This window comes from Larkinella sp., from assembly GCF_965227735.1.
Lineage (GTDB): Bacteria > Bacteroidota > Bacteroidia > Cytophagales > Spirosomataceae > Larkinella.
The window spans coordinates 6,841,975-6,858,818 of the sequence record NZ_OZ245776.1 but is presented as its reverse complement, the minus strand read 5'-3'; the positions used below and the strand labels follow the sequence as shown (position 1 = coordinate 6,858,818).

The window sequence follows — 16,844 nt, the reverse complement described above, 5'->3', positions numbered from 1 at the left end:
TCCGTAACGTCCCCATGATTACCCTCGAAACCATCCAGGCGGCTCACGACCGCATCCGGTCACACATACACCGCACGCCGACTCTCACCAACCGGACCATCAATGCAATCAGTGGTGCTTCTATTTATTTCAAACCGGAAAACTTTCAGAAAATCGGCGCGTTCAAGGCGCGGGGCGGTTTAAACGCCATTCTGCAACTGTCGGAACAGGAACGGTATTATGGTCGTGCGCTCGGCCCCGTCACGACGCATTCGTCGGGCAATCACGCCCAGGCCGTGGCCTTTGCCGCGCGTCAGGTTGGCACAAAGGCTTACATTGTGATGCCCCGGACGGCTCCGCAAGTCAAGAAAGAGGCTGTGCGGGACTACGGTGCGGAAATCATCGAATGCGAGCCTACCCTCGAAGCCCGCGAAGCGGGTGTGCAGGAAGTGATAGAACGCACCGGGGCGGTTTTGATCCACCCCTTCGACGACGACCGGGTGATTGCCGGACAGGCCACAGCCACGAAGGAATTGATTGAAGACGCCGATTACGAATCGTTTTTCGATGTCATCATGGCACCGGTCGGGGGTGGTGGGCTATTGAGTGGAACGGCTCTGGCGACGCACTACCTCAGTCCGCAAACGAAGGTGATTGCCGGAGAACCGGAAGGAGCCGCCGATGCCGTGTTGTCCTTCCAGAGTGGTCGGGTTGAAAAAGCGCCTTACATCAAAACCATTGCCGACGGTCTGATGACGAGCCTCAGCGAACGCACGCTGGGTTATATCCGGCATCACGTTTCGGACATTCTGACGGTTTCGGATGCGGAGATTATTGCGGCCATGCGGCTGGTCTGGGAACGGATGAAGATCATCATCGAACCCTCCTGCGCCGTTCCGCTGGCGGCTTTGCTGAAACATAAAGATCAGTTTGCCGGACAGAAAGTAGGCATTATTCTGACCGGTGGAAACGTCGATCTGGGTAAATTGCCGTTTTAATGACTGGCTGTAAGGAGAAAGCTAAACCGGACACAACTGGTTCGTTAGCCGAACCAGTTCGCGGTAACTGCTGGGCTTGACGAGCACGGTTCCGTTGGCAGCCTCATTGACCCGCAGGTTGTCGTTGGTTTCGAAGGAAGACCCCAGGATTACCGTGGGAATGGTGCGTAACTGACTGCTCAGTTTTAATCGTTTCAGGGTTGCAAAACCGTCCAGTACGGGCATATTCAGATCCAGAATGATCAGATCCGGGCGGTCAGCGTAGTCGGTCAGGTGATCGAGCAACTCCTGACCATTGGAAAATGTGTAGAGCAAACAACCTGGATGGTTTTTCTGAAAGGCCTGCCAAAGCATAAACCGGTCGTCGTCGTCATCATCGACAATAAAAACAAGACGTTGTTTCAACAGCATAACGAATCTGATTTTAGAGTTGACCGTTTCCCGAACGCATTCTCAACAAGATAGCCGATCCAATCACTGGATCGGCTACTCCCTTTCTACCTAAAACGCTAAAGAAAACACACAAAATTTGACAAGAGAGGTGAGACAAGAGAGTAAAGACTTATGCAACAGCTACAACAGCGAATGACTAAGGTCTCTACCCTCTTGTCTCACCTCACTTGTCTACGTAAGCACTCGCCTTTTTCGCATGACCTGCTGGCGACACCACTGTAATAATTGTATACGCTCCGGCGGAGAGAGCCATCGCAAAAGTTTCCGTAGTTCTTTTCGGAAAAGCCGCCGGTCGAAATCAACTTTGTTCAGTACGCATTGACTGTATTCAAACCAGGACATATCAAGTAAGGGTTAAGTATTTCTACAAAGATGAGGTAGGCATCTTAAAACCCGCTTAGAGTCCGATTAAAAAAAAATTAGAATTTACTGATAAAAAATAGCCGGTTCCCAGAAAAGAACCGGCTATCGGAATCACCTGAAATTAGCAATGTTACTCGCCAAAAACCTTCTATTGCAAGGAGAGGAAAGAGGTGAGACAAGAGAATAAAGACTGATAAACAGCGCGCAAATTCAGGTCTTTATTCTTTTGTCTCACCTCTTTCCTCTATAATCTTACCTCTTTGCTCTCATCACAAAATTGACATGGCTACATTAGAAAACGCTTAGAGCAATCTTAGAAAAATGTTAATTCGGGCCTTCCAAAAGCTGGGGTTCCCGTCGCCAGGGTTTTGGGGCGGTTTCGGCCCGGCGGTAGAAAAACCGGTACAGAATCGGGAAAATCAGCAACGTCAGCACCGTGGCCGTGATCAAACCGCCAATGACAACCACCGCAAGCGGTTTTTGGGTTTCGGAGCCAATCCCGGTCGAAACAGCCGCCGGTAGCAACCCGATGGCCGCCATCAGGGCCGTCATGACCACCGGACGAATCCGGCTTCGGATGCCCTGCCGAATGGCCTCGTCGAGCGGAAGCCGGTCGGCGCGGTTCTGGTTGAAAACCGATACCAGAATCACGCCGTTCTGCACACAGATGCCAAACAGCGCAATGAAGCCCACCCCCGCCGAAATCCCGAAGTTGATCCCCGTTGCGTGTAGCGCCAGAATGCCGCCCATCAACGCAAACGGCACATTGAGCAACACCAGGCCAGCATCTTTCGGATTGCCAAACGTGATGAAGAGAATGACAAAAATGGCCGCCAGACTGAGTGGCACCACCTGCCCAAGTCGCTGGGTGGCCCGCACCTGGTTTTCAAATTCGCCCGTCCAGTTGATGGAATAGCCCTTCGGCAGTTTTTTCAGCTTCTGGTCGACTTTGCGCTGCGCTTCGGCAATGGTGCTGCCAAGATCGCGCTCCCGGACGGAGAACTTCACGCCAATAAACCGTTTGTTCAAATCGCGGTAAATAAACGCCGGGCCGGTGGTTTTGTGCAGGGTCGCAATTTCGCTGAGCGGTATTTTACTGCCGTGCATCGTCGGCACCATCAACCGCATGATGTCATCTTCGGTTTTCCGATACTGCTCGGCGTAGCGCAACCGGATGTCGAACCGGCGTTCTCCTTCGTACAGAATCGAAGCGGTTTTTCCACCAATCGCCATCTCGATCACCGCCTGTGCATCAGCGGTTGAAACGCCGTAAAGGGCCATTTTATGATCGTGGAACAGGACGCTGATTTCGGGCTGGCCGATGTTCCGCAGAATACCGACATCCTTGATACCGGGCACGCCCTGAATGGCTTCGATCACCTCATCGGCCAGACCGTTGAGCGTCGGCAGATCTTCCCCAAAAATTTTGACGGCATTCGACGCGTTCATCCCGGCCACGGCCTCGGCCACGTTGTCGATGATCGGCTGGGAATAGTTGTAGTTAATACCCTGAAACTGTTTGAGTTTTGCATCCATCTCTTCGATCAGGTCGTCGGTGGAAAGCTTGCGACCGGCCCGGCGATCCGGCCAGTCGTCTTTCGGTTTCAGGTTTACCTGCATCTGCACATAATAGAAACCGGATGGATCGGTGCCATCGTTGGAGCGGCCGGTTTGCGACAACACCCCGTTGACTTCCGGAAATTCCATCAGCTTTTTCCGCAGAACGCGTACCATTTTGGTCGTTTCGCTCAGCGACGAACTCATCGGCAATTTGGCTTCCACCCACAAGGCGCCTTCGTTGAGCTGCGGCAAAAACTCCGTTCCCAACAAGGTGGCAGAGAAAAATGTCAGCCCCAGACAAGCAGTAGCCAGCAGAAAACTCAGTCGTTTGCGGGCATAACACCATTCAAAACCGGCGGTGACGGTATTCGTAAAAAACCGGACGATGAAATTGTTCTTTTCCCGAACGTTTTTCCGCAACAGCATGGAACACAAAACCGGCACCAGCGTCAGCGTGAACAACAAGGCCCCCAGCAAGGCGAACCCGAGCGTCCAGGCCAACGGGGAGAACATTTTACCCTCCACTTTTTGAAAGGAAAAAATGGGAAGCAGCGCCGTAATGATGATCAGTTTGGAAAAGAAAACCGCTTTGCCCAACTCGCCCCCGGTTTTTTTAATCAGGCCGAGTTTGCTCATCCGGTTGAAGGTCGCCATCCCTTTTTTGTGCGCCAGATGGTCGAGCGTCACGAAAATCCCTTCAACCATCACCACGGCCCCGTCGATGATGATTCCGAAATCGACCGCGCCCATCGATAGCAGATTGGCCGACATGCCCCGCAAACGGAGACACATAAACGCAAACAGCAACGCCAGTGGAATGATGATGGACACGATGACGGTCGTGCGCCAGTCGGCCATGAACACAAAGACGATGACCGTCACCAGAATGATGCCTTCGGTCAGGTTGTGCATCACCGTGCGGGTACAGAACGCAATGAGGTTGTCGCGGTCGTAGAACGTGACCATTTTCGTGTCCGATGGCAGAATCCGGGTGTTCAGTTCCTCGATTTTATCCTTCACCCGCGTCAGAATTTCACTGGGATTTTCACCTTTCCGCATCACCACGATGCCTTCCACCACGTCGTCGTTGTCGTTCAGTCCAACCTGCCCGACCCGGGGCAAACTCGATTCGGCCACTTCGGCCACGTTTTTCACCAGAACCGGGTTGCCGTTCAGTTCTTCAATGATGATGTTTTCAATATCGGAAACCGACGTCAGCAGGCCGACGCCCCGAACAACATACGCCTGCCCGTTGCGCTCGATGACATCGCCCCCGACGTTGATGTTGCTGCGCGTAATCGCCTGGTACACTTCCAGGGGCGTCAGGTCGTATTTGGTCAGTTGCGTCGGATTGACCCGGATTTCATAGATTTTTTCCTGCCCGCCAAACGCCACGACGTCGGCCACGCCGGGCACACTGCGCAACTGACGATCGATCACCCAGTTGTGTAGTGTGAGCAGTTCACGGCTATCGCGGGTTTTGCTTTCCAGCGTAAACCGGAAAATCTCACCCGTCGGCCCATACGGCGGCTGCACATCCGGCTCGACGGTTTCGGGAAGCGTGACGGTGCGCAGTTGGTTATTGACCTGTTGCCGGGCAAAAAAGTCTTCGACCTCATCTTCAAATATGATTTTGATGACCGACAATCCGAACATCGTGATGGAACGGACGTTCGTTTTCCGCTGCACCGAGTTCATCGCCACCTCGATCGGTACGGTCACAAACCGCTCCACTTCCTCGGCACTACGCCCGTTCCATTCCGTCACGACGATGATCTGGGTGTTGGTGACGTCGGGAAACGCTTCGAGCGGGGTATTCAAATAGCTCACCACACCGGCGATGATGAGTCCGGCGGTCATGAAAAAGACAAAAAACCGGTTTCTGAGCGAAAAACCGACGATATTCCGAATGAACCTGTTCATATTTTCAATGAGTGAATGAGCGAATGAGTGACGGGCCCGTCGCTCAATCACTCATTCACTCAATCATTTAGCGCGTCGTAAACCAGCAATTGATTTTTTGATATCACCTTTTCTCCCGTCTTCAGGCCGGAGCGGATGTAGGCTATGTCACCCAGAAATTTATGGACGTGCACTTCCCGGGTTTCGATGTCGGAGCGGCTCCGGAACACCATGACGTAGTATTTTGAATTGTCGAAAATAACCGCGGTGGAAGGCACCGTGGCCATGTTTGCGCCGTCGTCAAACTGCAGGGCCACCGTTGCGTGCATCTCGGGTTTGAGTTTCATGTTCTCGTTTTTAAGCCGGATGCGAATGGTCATGGCCTTGGTTCCGGGGTCGAGCACGCTGAAAATCTTATCGACTTTCCCGTGGAATTGCAGATCGGGATAACTCAGGGTTTGCACGTTGGCCGACATCCCGGCTTTCACACGGCCAATGTCGCTTTCGTTGACGTTGGCCAGCACCCAGACGTCGCTGATCTGGCCCACCGTAAACAGATTGTCGGCGTTGTCGGAGCGAAGCTGCATGTCCCGATTCACGTTTTTCTCGATCACAAAACCGTCGATCGGCGCCCGAACCACGTAAGTGGGCGTTTTCCCCAGCCCATAAATCCGAAAGATTTCCTTGACCCGGCTGAGTTCAGCCTGAGCGCTTTCCACGTCTTTCTTGGCCGAAACCACTTCCCGCTGGGAGTTCAGTTTGCTCTCGAAGAGGTCTTCCGCCACGCTCAGATTCTTCTGGGCCAGCAGCAGATCCGACTGGGCCTGAATCATTTGCCGCTCAAAATCGGCCACCTCGCCCGACCGGATCACGGCCAGTTGCTGCCCTTTTTTAACAAAATCGCCCAGTTCAGCATCCACCTCTTCCACCACGCCCCCGACCAGCGGAAACACCTTGATCACCTTGTTTTCATCGGCGGCTACCTTACCCACCAACGTCAGTTCGCTCCGAACCGGCTGGTTCAAAACCGTGTCCAGATGAATGCGGTTCATCATCGTATCCGACATCATAAATGCTTTGGCTTCATCCACTTCCACCTTCTGATGGCAGGCTGTTGACAGCCCCATTATGCCCAGCAAAAGACCGCTAACGAGTTTTTTCATTCTGTTTTTAGTTAAAAAGCTCCTCTCCTACGACATAATTCAGTTCTTCATAAGCACTGATGCGGTCGGCTTTGAGCCGGTTCAGTTCTTTGGTGCTTTCGTTATAGGTCTCGATGAGGTCGATAAACTCCAGCAGGGAGATGTTTCGCTTCTGAAAATTGGCAAACAGGCCCTGGTTCAACAGCTCGAATTGTTCCGAAAACCGCGACTCGACGGATTGCACCGTCCGCTCCACTTCCCGGACCTTCTGCAGAGCCGCCAGCACTTCGTTATTCACCTGCACGGTTTTCTGGTTCTGAATCTGTTTCTGGTAGTCGATCTGACTGCGGGCGGCTTTGATGGCACCCTGGTTGCGGTTCAGAAAAGGCAAATCCATCGCCACCGAAACACCGAGGTAATGCGGAATGTAGCTTCCTGCCTGATCATAGGTTCCGCCGACCCGCAGATCCGGTACTGCCAGTGCCTTTTGCAGTGTGTAATTCAGTTCCGACTGCCGGGTCAGCGACTGGTTGGCAAGCACGTCCGGACGGTTTCGCAGCGCCCGGTTCCGCAGTGAGTCGACCGTTTGATTCGGAAAGCGATATTGCCGGAGCTGGTTTTCGTTGACCAGCGGAAGAATGGGCTGATCGACTGAAAGCAGCGTCCGCAAAAATTGCTGGTTTTCGGTCTGCCGAAGCCGGATTTCCAGCCGGTCGTTGTTGAGTTGAAACAGCAGAGCTTTCAGCCGAAGCAATTCGCGCAACGACACGTTGTTTTTGTCGTATTGCTGCTCAAAAGCCGCAACGGTTTCCTGTAAAGTGTTAATTTGACGGTCATAACGGGCGAGGGTCTCCTGCTGGAAGTAGAGGTCGAAAAACCGGCTTCGGAGTTCGAACCGGAGCGAACGCAGCAAATCGGCAAATTCGTAGTCGTTCAGCCGGGCTGCTTCCTGCGCCAGCGAAATCCGTTTGTTGCGCTTCCCGGCGGTATACAAAAGCTGTTGCACCGAAATGATTTTCTGCCCCTGCCGACCCACGTCCAGCACCCGGCTCCGCTCTGTGTTGTAGGCGCTTACCTCCACCGAAGCCGTCGGGTTATCGTACAAACTGGCCTGAATTATGTCCGCCTGCCCGGCTTCGATCCGAAACCGGCCCGCCAGCAGCAACAGGTTGTTTTTCAGAAACAGACTATCGGCCTGCCGCCGGCTAAGCCTCAAGGTATCCTGCGCCAGGCTGGTCAGCGACAGCAGGCACATACTACTAAAAACAGCTAAAAATCGCATTCCATTCGGTTAGCACAATGCAGTTGCAAGGTTCACCGAAAGAAGTTAGAAGTCTGTTAAAAGCGAATTAGAAAAAAGTTAAAGAGCCGTTAAAAAAAACTTAGAACGTGTTTAGGACTTTCGCTTTTTGCCCCGTTCCCCTAAAGGCCGGGCGGCCGATGCCGGACTTGGACGCAGCTTAATCCGGATGGAAAAAGTCCGGTAGTGGCCAACCGTCCTTTAGAGGAACGGGGCAAAAAGTGAAAGCGTAATGAATCATCAGACGTGAGTCCTAGTGTTTTAAGAATGGGGAAATACACAATCACCAGGCGCAGGGCCCGACCGCTGCGTTTGCCTGCGGTTTTCCGCCAGGAAAAAGCCTTGAACAAAAGCGGCCGCTAAGCGAAATGGCAGTGCATCCTATACCAATTGTTACAATAAAAGAAAAAAGGGATTGTATCTATTTCCTCTCATTCCACGCTATTCAAAGCGTTAAAAATATGGCTGATAAAAAGAAAAGTAATTACCTTTTCTTTTTATCAGCCATTAACAAGAAAGTCAATCGGGTTCTGTTGGATAGTTGATAAGGACTATTTCTGTGTTCGCAAAAAACGATTTATCAAAAATTTCCGTACGGGCTCATTATATAGTTTTAAACATACATACGCCAATACTACAGAGCCAATGACGAGGGAAAAAGCACCGGGGAATGATTGTTCGAATGTAAGATTTTCATTTTTAACCCAAGCATAATACCAATAAATAAAGGGATAATGTACCATATATATAGGATATGAAATATCTCCTAAAAATTTGCATAACCGCGTCGTTAGTTTGTCCGTTGTTTTCCCTGAAGCTCCCAGATAAACAAGTGAAGGAAAGATAACTACACAACAGATTGTGTCATATAACCCGTTCATCCATAAATTTTCGCTACCGCCAATTCGTGGCACTGCCGATAAAATAACAATCGCCAGGCTCCCGATCCAGAAAGCCCCTTTTACAGGAACAGGCTTGAATACGCGCGATAATAACAATCCTGCCGGGAATGAAAACAACAGACGCAACGAACCGCCGATCACATTTTCTCCGGTTAGAGAAAATCCGACGCATATATCGCCGTATGGGCCCCAAATGGCAAATGCTGCCAATCCGCAACCTGCAAGTAAAACGACTATAGAAAGGACTTTGGTCGGAAGCTTACGGAAAATGAAAGCATAGAGGAAAGTGCCAATATATTCATAAAATAAAGACCAACTCGGACCATTCAGCGGGAACATTTCACCAACTCCCCGAATTTCAAAACCGGGGGTTGCCGGAATTAAACAAGCATTTATCAATGTGGCTACAAATAGCATAGGTACTGACACTTTTGAAACGTCCCAGGCAGCGCATCCCTGAAAGTAAAAAATACCCGCTCCAATAATAGCCCCGATAACTACCATAGGGTGCAAACGAATTAATCTACGTTTGATAAAGTCTTTTATTGTCATCGTCTTCCATCGGTCATCGTAAGCATAACCGACCACAAAACCGGACAGAATAAAGAAGAAATCAACCGCTAAATAGCCGTGATTAATTTTTTGGTCTAGATGACTGGTTGCATAGACTTCAAATAAGTGAAAACATACAACGGTTAAAGCCGCTACTCCACGTAATCCGTCAAGTAGGTTGTAATGCGGTTTTGTGTCCGCAAATGCAGTAGCAGAGATTCTGTTTTCTGACATTGATCGCAAATCAGTTCCAGTTTACAAATAGAACGCCGGAGACGGCGAATCGAACTATTCAGCCAATACTATTTCTCAATCCGCATTTAGGCTCAAAGATGCGCAATGTTGATGGTAAACAGACTGCCTTCGTTCAGGCGGCTTTCCACCGTGATAGAGCCCTGATGTAGTTCCAGAATCCGCTGACAAATGGAGAGGCCTATCCCGAACCCCTCATAACCAGCGGCATTGGCCGACCGGTAAAAAGGCTCAAAGATCAGTTCCGTTTCTTCGGAAGTCATGCCAATCCCTTCGTCGCAGACACTAACCCAGCACGAACGGGCATCGGTACCGAGTCGGACATGGGCGGTGTGATTGGCGGAATATTTACAGGCATTGTCCATCAGGTTTAGCAAAACCCGTTTCAGCAGTTCTTCATTCCCCGACACGGTGGTTTCGGTTTCCGACTCAGGCAGGTTGTCATAATCGAATTCAACGCGGTAATGGGGTCTGGCACTTAGCAACTCATCCCTTGCCAGCAGCACCACTTCCTCCATCTGCACCGGGGCCAGTGGCATCTGACTGATGTTCTCAAGCGTCCGGGCCAGAAACAACAGACTGTTGGTCAAGCCGATCAGCCGGTCGGCATCCGAGAGCAAATTGGTCAGGATGGTTTCATATTCCTCCGCCGTTAACCGGCGAAGAAGACCCAGTTGAATTTCGGATTTGAGGGCTGCCAGGGGCGTCCGAAGTTCGTGAGAAGCGTGGGAAACGAAGCTGCGCTGTTGTTCAAAAGCCTGTTCGAGTCGCCCCAGCACGGCGTTGAAATTGACCGCCAACTGATCGATTTCGTCCCGGCGGTCACCCTCATCGAGCCTTTGCCGGAGATTCCGGGCGGTTATGGTCGAAACCTGGGTGTTGATCTCATCGATGGGTCGCAGCGACTGTCCGGCGAAGAAAACCCCCAGCCCGATGGTCAAACCAATCCCCCCCAATAACCCCCAGATTAGCGTAATACGCAGGTTTTTCTGTTTGTTTCGGCCAAAACGGTCGTTGGCCGATGCCAGCACAACCAGTTTACGCCCGCCTTCTTCGTACAGAATACCGGCCAACTGATTGTCGTCACTCCAGGTTTCCACCTCTTTTACTTGCCTGACCTCATCGAGTAACCCCCGTTGGTAGTGGATGATGTGGTCGTCGACGCTGGAATAGATCAGGCGGTTTTGTTCATCGAACACCAGCACTTTTTCGTCATACAGCGCCGTCAACGTATTCCGGTCGATGATTTTGAGCAGATTGTGATCGACCTCGTTGACCTGAATCAAAAACCGGGCGGTGGTGAGTGCTTTGCTTTTTAGCCGGTCATAGAAATCATCACGGCTGTAGGTAGTGGTGGTTACATAAATAACGATCGAAAAGGCCAGCAAAATGGTGGCCACAATGAGTGAAAACTGAAGTGCGATCCGATTCCTGATCTTCATCTGTCTACTCCACTTTTAAAACGTAGCCCATGCCGGCACGGGTGTGAATCAGTTTGGGTTCAAAATCCCGATCCATCTTCTTGCGTAAGTAATTGATATACACTTCTACGACATTCGTACCGGGATCAAAATTGAGACTCCAGACTTTTTCCGCCAGGTCCATTTTAGAGACCACCCGGCCCCGGTTTCGAACAAGGTATTCGAGCAGGGCAAACTCCCGCGCGGTCAGGTCAATGGGGGTGTTGCCGCGCTTGACCTGCTTGGTCGAAAGATTGATTTCCAGATTTGCAATGCGCAATACTTCATCGGCGACGCTTTTATCGATCAGATCCGCCCGTCGGAAACAGGTTGCAATCCGGGCATTCAACTCCCTGAAATCGAAGGGTTTCACCAGATAATCATCGGCGCCCCGTTCCAGTCCTTCCACTTTATCTTCAATCTCGCCCAGAGCCGTCAGCATGATGATCGGGAGATGCGGTTTTTCGGCCCGAACGTTCCGGCAGATTTCGTAGCCGTTCAGACCCGGCAGGTTGATATCCAGAATGATCAGATCGAACGGTTGCCGCAACGCCAGATCGCGGCCGTTGTAGCCTTCATAGGCCACCTCGGTCTGGTAGCCCTCCTCCATCAAACCCCGGCTAATGTTCTGGGCAATCCGGCGGTCATCTTCAACGATCAGAATGGTTTTCATACGGTTTTGAAATCAGAATACGTACCAAACTAACACTGCAAACCGTTCAGGCGGTTCTATAAATCTAAATTCTAAGGGTATTCTAATGCCGTCGCCCTCCCATTCCGAAACACGACCCTGTCGGCTCACACGGTTTATTGGTCGACATTTCAGGCCTACTCGTCTATTACTCTTGTACATTCACCTGAAAAAGTATTACTTTGACTATTTCATACTGTAATCTCTTTCGTCAGTCTATCATCCCAATCTACCGAATTATTTATACGATGGAAAACCAATCCACTCGCCGTCAGTTTTTGGGTGCCACAGCCGCACTGGTTTCCAGTGCTTTGCTCGCTCCTCCCAAGCTGTTTGGCGCACCGGCCCTGATCCGCAACCTGAACAAACCTAACTCGCTGATCAACGGCGTACAGGTTGGGGTCATTACGTATTCGTACCGGGACATGCCCGACCAAAGTGCCGAAGCTACCCTGCAATACGTCCTGGATAGCGGCATCAGCGCCATCGAATTGATGGGTGGACCAGCCGAGTCGTTTGCGGGCGCTCCCAAAAATGCGGTCGATATGCGGTCGATTTTTCCGTTGATGCGGAAACGGCGCGAAAACCAGACCCTCACCGAAGACGAGCAGAAAACGCTGGCGGATGCCGATGCCAAAATGAAAGCCTACCGGGCAGAAGTGACCAAATGGCGGCTCTCGGTTCCGATGAGCAAGTTTGAGCAGGTTCGCAAGATGTACAACGCAGCCGGTGTCACCATCTACGGTTTCAAGCCCGACGCGTTTGGTATGCAGAATACCGACGCAGACATCGACTACGGAATGCGGGCAGCCAAAGCACTGGGGGCTAACCAGGTAACGCTCGAACACCCGGCCAACGATGCGCACACGCTCAAACTGGGGCAGATGGCCGAGAAGCACGGTTTGCGGGTCGGCTACCACGGCCATGAGCAGCAAACACCCACGTTCTGGGATACGGCCCTCGCCCAATCACCGGGCAATGCCATGAACTTCGATCTGGGCCATTACCTGGCCGCTGGTCAGCCCGATCCGCTGGGCTTGATCCGGCAGAAACACACCCGGATTTCCAGTATGCACATCAAAGACCGCCAACTACCGGCGAATGGCAAAGGAAATCTGCCCTGGGGTCAGGGCGACACGCCCTTGCTGCCGGTTTTGAAACTGATGCGCGAGCAGAAATATACGTTCCCGGCCACGGTCGAACTGGAGTACAAAATTCCGGAAGGCTCCAATGCCGTCGCCGAAGTGAAGAAATGTATGGATTTCTGCCGGAATGCGCTGAGTTAACGAGTTTTAAAAAAGGAATGATAAATAATAAATGATGAATATCAAATGTAAAAGTGATTGTAACTCCGGCACTTTTACATTTAACATTCATCATTTATCATTCCTTTTTTCACCCTAACCCCGCCGATTTCAGCATTCCCCGCAGCGTCTGTAAATCCGTCTGCATGGCCTGATAAATTTTTTCGCGGGGAATGGTTATGGCGCGTTTGCCCTGATCGGCACCGCCCAGCGGATACTCCAGGTGCAGCGAAATCGGAACGCGGACGTTTAGTTTCTTCAAAAGCGCAAAATAAGCCGGAAAATCGACCATGCCTTGTCCCAGCGGCACACTTTCCGCCTTCCATTTTCCCGCTTTTTTCTCCCAGATCACATCTTTGATGGCGATAAAACGAATGTGCGGGGCAATCATCCGCAAGCCCGTCGACCAGGACGTCCCGCCCTCCACCGTCGCGTGGCGAATGTCGTACTGACTGCCCATGCCAGGGCTATTGATTTCATTGAGAACCGTAGCCAGATCCCAGGTAGCCGAGCCGAAGTTGGTTCCGGCGTGGTTTTGATAGGCTCCTGCCAGATTCAGTTGCTGGTTCAGTTTCGCCAGTTCGCCGAGTTGTTTTTGGTAGCTGGTCAGCACCGCCTGAATGGGTTGGTCGGTCGGATAGGCCAGCCAGCCCGTGCGGTAATACCGAATGCCCTGCTCACTGGCGGTTTCCAGCAACGTTCGGGCCGTCTCATCGGCTTTGGTGATGGCGGTGGTGATCGTAGATACGCTCAGGTTCCGTTTTTTCAGGATGTCGACCGCTTTCGGCAAATCGGTTTGCACCCGGTCCGGTTCGACGTGGCCATCGGGCCGAACCGTCAGATCGACGCCGTCGAAACCGAGGTCGGACGCAACCATTGCCAGTTCGGTATAATCCAGAAAATGAAGAAGTTTCGAGAAAATATGAATACTAAAGGGAGCGGCATCGGCCGGTTGCAGCGAAACCGCCCTGGTTTCTGTCGCCGAACCAGCCAGACTGGTTGCCAGCAATCCTTTTAATACATCACGACGTTGAAGCAGAAGCGGCATAGCGTTAGAGAATAGGTATGCCGATAAGATTTTTTTTAGGGTGATCTACTCAGTGCAAAGGACTTAGAGAGTGCCAAAACCCTACTCCGCCTGCTTCGCTTTCACCAGCAACACGAGCAGAACCGCCACCGCCGGAACCGTTAAACCGCCCGCGATCAGGGCCTGCCGATTGGTGCTGAATCCATCCGCAATGCCCGAATACAGGTTGATCATGATCGCTACAAAGAGCAATGCGGTTAAAATAGGTAAGGCTTTCATGGTTTTCTTATTTAATCTGGTGTTTGCGTGTTGACCGATTTGGTTACTATATGACGGTGCGATGACCCACTTGTCACACCGGAAAGCATAAAAAAACTTCGTCTATCGATCGTAGTTGTCTGGTTATTGCACCGCTCCTTTTCGGGTCAAACGGGTTTGTAAAACCGGTGGGCAATCTGTGGCAAACGGATTGTAAAAATCGGTATGTTTGTTGTTCCATACGATGAACGGTTTCACGCGTTCCTCCTGCTGCTTTAATCTGGTAACTCATGCTGCTACTGCGCCGAATCGGGCTGGTTTTGCTCGTCCTTTTTATCCTGCTGAATATCGTTTCGGCTTTTCATGCCGCCCGTTTTACGTATTTTTATGACAACCCGGACAAAACACCAGCACGGAGAGCCGAGGACTATTCGACCAGCGAACTTATCCAGGCGGCTTTTTTTGGCCTGAAACTGAAGAAATCGGTCATCAGCGACACCCCGAAAATCCCCTACGAAACCATTCGGCTCACCAATGAATATGGGCAGAGGCTGGAAGGCTGGTATATCCCCGCAGAACAGGCCAAAGGCACCGTGATTTTGTGCCACGGCCACGCGTCGAACAAGTCGAAAATTCTTTGTGAAGCCGACTATTTTCACACCCTGGGCTACAACACCCTGTCGTTCGACTTCCGGGCGCACGGTAATTCCGGGGGCAACATCTGCACCATCGGTTTTCGTGAAACCAATGATCTGAAAGCCGCCTATGATTTTGTGGCGAAGGGAAACGAGAAAAACATCATCCTCTGGGGTGTGTCGATGGGTGCCGCCACGATCCTGAAAGCCATTCCCGAACACGGATTGAAACCGGCGCGGGTCATTTTGGAATGCCCGTTCGCTTCACTCTACGACGCCATCCAGGGCCGCCTTCGCTCGATGCACATCCCGGCCCATCCGATGTCGGAATTGCTGGCGTTATGGGGTGGTATGCAGCGCAGCATGTGGGTGTTTGGCTACCGGCCCTCGGAGTCGGCCAAACAGCTTACGATGCCGGTTTTGCTCAATTGGGGCGCGAAAGACCCCCGGGTGCTGCGGCACGAAACCGACGCCATTTTTGAGAATTTAGGCACTACCCATAAACAACTGGTGGTTTTCGAGAATTCGGCACACCAGTCGTTTTGCACCGTCGAAAACGCGAAATGGCAGGCCAGCATCAACCGTTTTTTGCAGACCAGCCCAAAAACTGCCCTTCAACCAGTGACCGAACTTCCAGCCCGGTGAGGTCATTTCTAATGAAATGAAGCACGATAAATAACCCAAACAAAGCCGTTGATCAGTCGGTTGATACAGGATTACTTGCTAATTCTTCTCAACGATGAACAACCGGATTATTCTGTTTACACACACCTTACTTCTAAGCGGCCTGCTGCTGTCCTGCGGCCAAAGCAAAAAGACGGAGAGCGACGAAACGACAGCGACGGCAGAAACCGAAACGGCCCAGGCACCCGATCTGCCAGAACCTACCGAATCGTCCAAACATTTCAGCAACGTGATCGGCTGGAAGGATGGCCAGATGCCCAAAGCCCCCGACGGTTTTGTGGTCACCGAATATGCCCGCGACCTGAAAAACCCACGCCGAACCTACGTGCTGCCCAACGGCGACGTGCTGGTGGTGGAGTCGCAAACCGAAAAGAAAGGCGTGGTGAAAAAAGTGGTGGCCGCCGTCAGCGGACAGGCCAAAGCCGGTGCCGTTGGTGAAAGTGCCAACCGCATCACGCTCCTGCGCGACGCGAACAAAGATGGCAAACCGGAGATTCGCGAAACCTTTCTGGAGGATTTGAATCAGCCATTTGGTGTAGTGTTGGTCGGCAACACGCTTTACGTTGCCAATACCGACGGCGTTCTTAAATTTCCGTATCAGCCGGGTCAGACCAAAATAACCGCCAAAGGGACGCCGATTCTGCCGCTGCCCGCCGGGGGTTACAACAACCACTGGACGCGCAACCTGCTTGCCAACGCCGACGGTTCCAAGATTTATGTTTCGGTGGGATCGGGCAGTAACGTGGGCGAAAACGGCATGGAGCATGAAGTGAAACGGGCGGCCATTCTGGAAATCAATCCCGATGGATCGGGCGAACGGATTTATGCCAGCGGCCTTCGGAATCCGGTGGGCATGGACTGGGCGCCCGGCACAAACACCCTGTGGACTGCCGTGAACGAACGCGATGAACTGGGTGACGAACTGGTTCCCGACTACATCACCAGCGTCAAAGAAGGTGCCTTCTACGGCTGGCCTTATTCCTATTTTGGACAGCACGAAGACCCGCGCCGGAAGGGCGAACGGCCCGATCTGGTCAAGAAAGCGATCGTTCCCGATGTGGCCGTAGGTTCGCACACGGCGTCGCTGGGGCTGGCATTCTATGACAAAGATGCTTTTCCCGAGAAATACCGCAACGGTGCTTTTGTGGGTCAGCACGGTTCCTGGAACCGCTCGGCTTTTTCCGGTTACAAAGTCTTGTTTGTGCCCTTTCAGAACGGAAAACCGAGTGGAAAACCGGAAGATTTTCTGACCGGTTTTATTGCCAACGACAAGGACGTATTTGGTCGCCCGGTTGGTTTATCGGTTTTGCCCGACGGTTCGCTGCTCGTGGCCGACGATGCCGGTAACCGGATCTGGCGGGTCAGTGCAACTCGCTGACGAA

At 51.9% G+C, this 16,844-nt stretch carries 13 protein-coding genes; 4 read left to right on the top strand and 9 right to left on the bottom strand.

All coding sequences use genetic code 11. The annotated features are described in order from the left end of the window. The first annotated feature begins 14 nt into the window (after positions 1 to 14). Positions 15 to 977: a threonine ammonia-lyase gene (locus ACO064_RS26975; RefSeq protein ID WP_421830297.1), complete on the top strand. Its 963-nt coding sequence runs from the start codon at positions 15 to 17 to the stop codon at positions 975 to 977. Between the two features lie 21 nt (positions 978 to 998). Here ACO064_RS26975 and ACO064_RS26970 read toward each other — a convergent pair whose 3' ends face one another. From ACO064_RS26970 to ACO064_RS26940, 7 genes are all read right to left on the bottom strand, one after another. Continuing rightward, complete coding sequence (locus ACO064_RS26970; protein ID WP_421830296.1) at positions 999 to 1,382, bottom strand: response regulator; 384 nt, start codon at positions 1,380 to 1,382, stop codon at positions 999 to 1,001. Positions 1,383 to 2,117: 735 nt separating this feature from the next. Further along, positions 2,118 to 5,276: an efflux RND transporter permease subunit gene (locus ACO064_RS26965; protein WP_421830295.1), complete on the bottom strand. Its 3,159-nt coding sequence runs from the start codon at positions 5,274 to 5,276 to the stop codon at positions 2,118 to 2,120. Between the two features lie 59 nt (positions 5,277 to 5,335). Next, complete coding sequence (locus ACO064_RS26960) at positions 5,336 to 6,382, bottom strand: efflux RND transporter periplasmic adaptor subunit (protein WP_421831070.1); 1,047 nt, start codon at positions 6,380 to 6,382, stop codon at positions 5,336 to 5,338. Between the two features lie 43 nt (positions 6,383 to 6,425). Beyond that, the gene (locus tag ACO064_RS26955; RefSeq protein WP_421830294.1) at positions 6,426 to 7,679 is read right to left on the bottom strand and encodes a TolC family protein; all 1,254 of its coding nucleotides are present in this window, start codon (positions 7,677 to 7,679) and stop codon (positions 6,426 to 6,428) included. Positions 7,680 to 8,248: 569 nt separating this feature from the next. Continuing rightward, the gene (locus ACO064_RS26950) at positions 8,249 to 9,385 is read right to left on the bottom strand and encodes an acyltransferase family protein (RefSeq protein WP_421830293.1); all 1,137 of its coding nucleotides are present in this window, start codon (positions 9,383 to 9,385) and stop codon (positions 8,249 to 8,251) included. A 92-nt stretch (positions 9,386 to 9,477) separates the two neighbouring features. Further along, on the bottom strand, positions 9,478 to 10,845 hold the full coding sequence (locus ACO064_RS26945; protein ID WP_421830292.1) for a HAMP domain-containing sensor histidine kinase: 1,368 nt from the start codon (positions 10,843 to 10,845) through the stop codon (positions 9,478 to 9,480). A 4-nt stretch (positions 10,846 to 10,849) separates the two neighbouring features. Next, a complete protein-coding gene (locus tag ACO064_RS26940) occupies positions 10,850 to 11,536 on the bottom strand; it encodes a response regulator transcription factor (RefSeq protein ID WP_421830291.1) in 687 nt (228 codons plus the stop codon). A 266-nt stretch (positions 11,537 to 11,802) separates the two neighbouring features. Between ACO064_RS26940 and ACO064_RS26935 the strand changes: the two genes are divergently transcribed. Then, positions 11,803 to 12,840, top strand: a complete 1,038-nt coding sequence (locus ACO064_RS26935; protein ID WP_421830290.1) for a sugar phosphate isomerase/epimerase family protein — start codon at positions 11,803 to 11,805, stop codon at positions 12,838 to 12,840. Between the two features lie 109 nt (positions 12,841 to 12,949). On the opposite strand, the gene ACO064_RS26930 is transcribed toward ACO064_RS26935, so the two are convergent. Further along, the gene (locus ACO064_RS26930) at positions 12,950 to 13,906 is read right to left on the bottom strand and encodes a sugar phosphate isomerase/epimerase family protein (protein WP_421830289.1); all 957 of its coding nucleotides are present in this window, start codon (positions 13,904 to 13,906) and stop codon (positions 12,950 to 12,952) included. 81 nt (positions 13,907 to 13,987) lie between these two features. Then, positions 13,988 to 14,164 carry a hypothetical protein gene (locus ACO064_RS26925; protein WP_421830288.1) on the bottom strand — a complete coding sequence of 59 codons (177 nt, stop codon included), beginning with the start codon at positions 14,162 to 14,164 and terminating at the stop codon, positions 13,988 to 13,990. A 269-nt stretch (positions 14,165 to 14,433) separates the two neighbouring features. Here ACO064_RS26925 and ACO064_RS26920 point away from each other — a divergent pair, with 269 nt between their 5' ends. Then, positions 14,434 to 15,423 carry an alpha/beta hydrolase gene (locus tag ACO064_RS26920; RefSeq protein WP_421830287.1) on the top strand — a complete coding sequence of 330 codons (990 nt, stop codon included), beginning with the start codon at positions 14,434 to 14,436 and terminating at the stop codon, positions 15,421 to 15,423. 94 nt (positions 15,424 to 15,517) lie between these two features. Further along, positions 15,518 to 16,840 carry a PQQ-dependent sugar dehydrogenase gene (locus ACO064_RS26915; RefSeq protein WP_421830286.1) on the top strand — a complete coding sequence of 441 codons (1,323 nt, stop codon included), beginning with the start codon at positions 15,518 to 15,520 and terminating at the stop codon, positions 16,838 to 16,840. Positions 16,841 to 16,844: the final 4 nt, after the last annotated feature.